The sequence below is a fragment of the Streptomyces sp. P5F9 genome, assembly GCF_057961495.1.
Genome location: NZ_JBXVPZ010000592.1, coordinates 1 through 5,110 on the forward strand (window position 1 = coordinate 1; position 5,110 = coordinate 5,110).

Consider the following 5,110-nt stretch of genomic DNA (forward strand, 5'->3'; position numbering starts at 1 on the left):
GATCCATCCCGTACGGCCGCTCCCGCCCCGACCGGGACGCCCACTCCTCGACGCCCCCGGCGCCGCGCCGCAGCAGCCGGGCCCCGCCGGTGACGTTGCCCCGGGCCGCGTGTGTGAGGCCCACGGCGAGCTGGGCGAGGCCGCGCCACAGAGCACGTTCCTCGTCCGGCCCCGACTTCCAGGCGTCCTCGAAGACCTCGTGCGCGTGGAACGGTTTCCCCTCGTCGAGCAGCGCCTGCGCCTCGACGACGGTCTCCTCCGGCGCCCGCACGACCCCCTCGGGCTGCCGCGCCACACCGTCCGCGTCGTACGGCAACGGCCGCCCGAGCCCGTCCCGCGGCCGGGCATTGCGCGCCCGCCCCTCGCCGTCCCGGTCCCGCGCGCCGGCCGTACCACCTGAGGTTGTGTCGCTCATACGACGATTGTCCCGCGCCCGGCACCGGCTTCGGCGCAGCCCCGGGCGTGGGGTAAAGTGCTGTTCGCGCGATCACACGGTTCTCCGTGGGAAGCGCACCGGGACGTGGCGCAGCTTGGTAGCGCACTTGACTGGGGGTCAAGGGGTCGCAGGTTCAAATCCTGTCGTCCCGACGGTGCGAAGGGTCTTCGCAGGTGAACACCTGCGGGGGCCCTTTTCGTGTGGGTCGTTTCCGATCTTCGGAGGTGAGCATGCCGCTCATCGGCACCTTTACTCGGAGGCCGGCGAAAATGCCGTTGCTGGACCTGGACAAGATCACTGCGGGTCTGTCGAAGACCTGGCCGGGGTTTCTGCGGGACTGGGGCCGCTCGCTGCGGTCGGGGAACGGGACAGCGGGCGACTCGCGAAGCCCGTTGCCGTCCGTGAACCGTGCTGTCTCAGCTTGGACCAAGGTCCAACGCCCGGGGTGGGTCCGACTTCGGCGTCTGGTCGCTCGGGTTTGTTCGCGGTACCACCCTCAGCTCCGAGTGTCGGGGGCATCCGTTTCGGGATCGGCCGCATGAGGCTGCGGCGTGGTGAAGGAGATGTTTGAGTAGTCGCGCCCCTGGATCACCGGCCCGAAGAAACTCCCGCCGCTGATCTCGTTGTGGGTGTTGCCGGTCTCCAGGGCCTTGGCGAGCTCACGCCACCGCTGCAAACCCGCCTGAAACTCCGCGTCCAGGGCGGCTCGTACTGCCAACGCCGTGCTCAGTACCTGCGCCCGGGCCGTATCATCGGGGGCCTGGGCCAGCCGGACCAGCTCCGGTTCTCCCGAACTCACCGTCGCCGTACCTGTGTTGTCGCCCTGGCGCCGGAACGGGCGCCGGACCAGCGTACTCAGCGCTGCCCACGCCTCCCGGCCGGCTTCGCCGCCGACTCCTCCTGCAAGTGCTGCCAACAGTGCCACCGAGATCGGCTCCACCCTGCACCGCCCCCATGGGCGGGGTGGCGGCTGGCGCTGCCACCCCGGTGCATCGACTGACTATTTGTCCGTCATCATGATGCACCCGTCCGGGCTGACCACCATGGCCGAAGTGAGCCTCGCGGCTGAGCCGATTGGCATGTTTGCGCCAACAACGACCAGGGTGGCGAGGGTGAATCCGATGGTCAGACACGTCGCTATGCGCACGGAGAAAGGTTCCTTTCCGCGGATCGGATGATCTTGCGGACGGGACCTTAGCCTATGAAGCGCTTATATGAAAAATCAGGCTAGCCACCCATGGGGTTACCGTCGGGTAGTTCGACCAGTTGTTGCAGTCTGGTCAGGATGTTCCCCACCTTCGCTTTCTCGTCGGCGTCCTGCGTGCGCTCGGCGAGGGAGGTCGCGGCCCTCAGATATTCCTCCGCGGAGTCGAATCGTCCCGCGTCCAATTGGGTCTGGCCCAGGCATCGCAGTGCGCGTGTCTCCTGGTGGGCGGCGCCGATCATACGGGCGATGTCGAGGGCGTCCGAGAGATGGCGAACTGCCTTTTCGGTTCCTCCCGCTTTTCGATGTGCCTCTCCGAGTCCTGTCAACATGTCGGCCTGACTCTTTCGGTCTCCGAGGGCGCGGAATTCGGCGAGCGTCTCCTGATACAGAGGAAGAGCCCGAGCGATCTCACCCGCTTCCGTTAGCGCATCGGCAAGACTGCCGTGCACCGTGGCACGGTCGTAGCGGTTTCCGGAATGGTTGAGGAAGGCCAGGGAGTCCTCGAACGAGCGGAGGGCCGATTCCACGTCCCCGCGACGCATGTAAAGGTCCCCGATGTTGTTGAGTGTCTTGCCCAGTGCGGCGTGATCACCGGCATCGGTGAATCCGCTGAGGGATTTCTCGAAGTGTTCCAATGCGCGGTCGTGCTCGCCGAGGAAGAGCAGGGTAACCGCAATGTTGTTGTGCAGTCGCGCACGGCCCAGGGAATCTCCGGACGTGGCGACGATGGCAAATGCCTTCTGGAAGAGGACGAGCGCGCCCCGGTGATCGCCCAGGTGCCAGTGCAGAACACCGAGCGTGCGCAACGCCTCACCTTCTGCCTCCGTGTCCCCGGTCTCGCGGGCTATCCCCAGGGCTTGCTCGCCGGTCTCGGCGGCCTCCGGATACTGCGCGGTGTGCGCCTGTACGGCGCTGAGGTGGAATAGGGCGCGGCACAGAGCTGCCTGGTCGCCGGAGCGGGTCCAGTGCTCGACGGCGGGTTCAAGGACGGTCCGGGCATCCTGCCAGTGGCACTCCTCGTTGAGGAAACCGACCATGGCGTAGGCGAGTTCGGCGGCGCCCCCGGCGCGGTCGTGGGAGCGTGCGTGGTTTTCGGTGGCTAGGAGGTTTGCCCGTTCCGTGGCCAGCCAAGCCTTCGCGGCCTCGGCGTCGGGCCAGTGAGGCGGCTGTCCCCGGTCCATGTCTCGCGGCATCTCGGGTCTGATGCGACGGGGGTACGCCAGCCGGTCGGCTCGGTCGGTGACGGCGATGTAGAAGTCCGTGAGGCGGTGTAGTACTCCGGCGCGTTCCTGATCGGTGTCGTCTGTCCTGGACCTGCCGCGGCCGTACTCGCGCAGCAGGTCGTGGTAGTGGTATCGGTCCGGGGTGGGTTCCCGGAGGAGGTGGCAGGCCAGCAGGGATTCGAGGACACGTTCCGCCACCGTGGGCGGCAGACCGAGCGAGGCGGCGGCCGACTCGGCGGTGAGGTCCGGGCCGGGGTGCAGGCTGAGGCGGCGGAACGCGATGCGCTGCTCCTTCGTGAGGGTCTCGTACGTCATGTCGAACGCCCGGACCATTTCCTGCTCCGAGTCCCGGATCTCGCCGAGCCTGCCTTCCGCGCGGGCGAGGCGCTCCGCCAGGGTAGGGAGCTTCCAGGACGGATGGGCACGGAAGCGGCTCGCGACGAGCTCGATCGCGAGCGGCAGATGCCCGCATAATCGGATGATCCGGGTGATCTCTCGGACGTCCTGGGTGCGTTGCTCCCCGGCGAACGCGCGGAACAGCGCGATGGCGTCGTTGGTCGGCAGTACGTCGAGGGGTATGTGCCGGGCGCGCGGGAGACCGGTCAGGTGACGTCGGCTGGTGATGATGGTGAGGGTGGCCGAGCCACCCGGAAGCAGTGGTCGGACCTGGGCAGCGCTGACGGCATCGTCGAGGACGACAACGGCTCGGCGTTCAGCCAGCATCGTCCGCCACAGTGCGGTACGGCCTTCCAATTCGACAGGGATGGTTTCTGCGGGCGCGCCGAGCAGTCGTAGCAGCGTGGCCAGCGCCGCGCCGGGGCTGAGGGGCTTGCCGACGGGGGAGTGGCCGCACAGGTCCAGGTACAGCTGGGCGTCGGGGTACCGCGCCGCGAGCCGCAGCGCACCGTGGACCGCCACGGCGCTCTTCCCCACCCCGGCCATACCGCTGACGGTGCTGACAGATTCCACGCTGACCACGGAGCCGTCCTCCTCCGCCGTGTCGGCTGTGGCGCTCAGCGCCGTGAGTTCCGCGCGGCGGCCGATCAGCGGCGGCTGATGGGGAAGGTTCTGCGGTGGGTGTGGGAACGCTGGGCGGGCAGGCACCGTAGATGTGGAAGACATCCTGCCCCGGACGAGGTCGGCGGCTGGCATGCGGTCGAGGATCCCGCGATGGACGCGGCCCAGCTCAGCGCCCGGACGGGAGCCGTACTGGATCATCAGTAGGTGGCGGGTCTCCTGGTGGACCCGAAGCGCGTCGGTGTACCGGTCGCTGCCGTAGTACGCCAGCATCAGCTGACCGGCAAGCGTCTCATCGCCCGGATGCTGGTCGACGAGGGCGGAGAGCTCGGCGCTGACCTCTGAGAATCGGCCCAGCCGGAGCAGGGCGGCTGTGCGGGAGACGGTGGCGTTCAGGCGGCGTTCAGCCAGGGGCCGGCGCACGGTCTCGGCCCACAGACCCGGGAGTCCAGCGAGTGCCTCGCCCCGCCAGAAGCCTTCGGCGCGGCCGAGAAGAGCAGCTGCCCGCGCGTCGTCGCCGTCCGCTGTGAGGGCGCCGGCCCGCGCCACGAGATGCTGGAAACGGTGCCAGTCGACGGATTCGCGAGCGGCCTGCAGTGTGTACGTGTGGGCGCGACTGACGATGTGGGGCGCGCCCGTGTCCGAGGGCCCGGCGTGTCGCAGGTATCGGCGCAACCGCGATACATAGCTATGCAGGTTGGCGCGGGCGTGCGGCGGCGGCTCGTCGTCCCAGAGCCGGTCCATGAGTGTGTCCAGGGCGACTGGACGACCCACGTCCAGGGCCAGGGCGGCCAAGAGGGTGCGCTCCTTGTCCGAGCCCAGCTCCACGCGCCGACCGTCCACGCGCAGACCCACCGGGCCTAGTACCTGGAATTCCACCAGCGCCTCCCGCTGGTCCGGCCATGACGACGAGTATGGGAGGGGTAATGGCCGTGCCATGGAAGGACGAGCATGGCAGGGAGCGGAAAGCGTTTCCAGAAGTGGTTGAGTGCTGACTGAAACGAAGCGGGACACTGACCGGGAGCCGCCCACGTGTGGGGGGAGTCCGGCATTCAGCCGTGATGAACCGAAGCGCCCGTGAGGTGTGGCTGAATCGTTTCTCTCTGCTGTGGTCGACGTCTGAGGGGTGCATCGTCCGGCCCGGTACGGGGGTAGGACCACCATGATCGATGTGGCGGGCAACTGGTCGGAGGGGGACAGACGCTATGAGTGCGGCGGGGGAAGACG

At 68.2% G+C, this 5,110-nt stretch carries 3 protein-coding genes and 1 tRNA gene; 1 reads left to right on the plus strand and 3 read right to left on the minus strand.

The window, feature by feature from the left end; genetic code table 11:
- The coding region (locus AC31A1_RS46340) for a DUF309 domain-containing protein (RefSeq protein WP_489659088.1) at nucleotides 1–415 on the minus strand (415 nt) is incomplete at its 3' end.
- Between the two features lie 99 nt (nucleotides 416–514).
- On the opposite strand from AC31A1_RS46340, the gene AC31A1_RS46345 reads away from it, so the two are divergent.
- A tRNA-Pro gene (locus AC31A1_RS46345) sits at nucleotides 515–588 on the plus strand.
- 344 nt (nucleotides 589–932) lie between these two features.
- Here the strand turns inward: AC31A1_RS46345 and AC31A1_RS46350 are convergent.
- Nucleotides 933–1,376 carry a hypothetical protein gene (locus AC31A1_RS46350; protein ID WP_489659089.1) on the minus strand — a complete coding sequence of 148 codons (444 nt, stop codon included), beginning with the start codon at nucleotides 1,374–1,376 and terminating at the stop codon, nucleotides 933–935.
- Between the two features lie 287 nt (nucleotides 1,377–1,663).
- Nucleotides 1,664–4,762: an AfsR/SARP family transcriptional regulator gene (locus tag AC31A1_RS46355; protein ID WP_489659090.1), complete on the minus strand. Its 3,099-nt coding sequence runs from the start codon at nucleotides 4,760–4,762 to the stop codon at nucleotides 1,664–1,666.
- Between the last annotated feature and the right edge of the window lie 348 nt (nucleotides 4,763–5,110).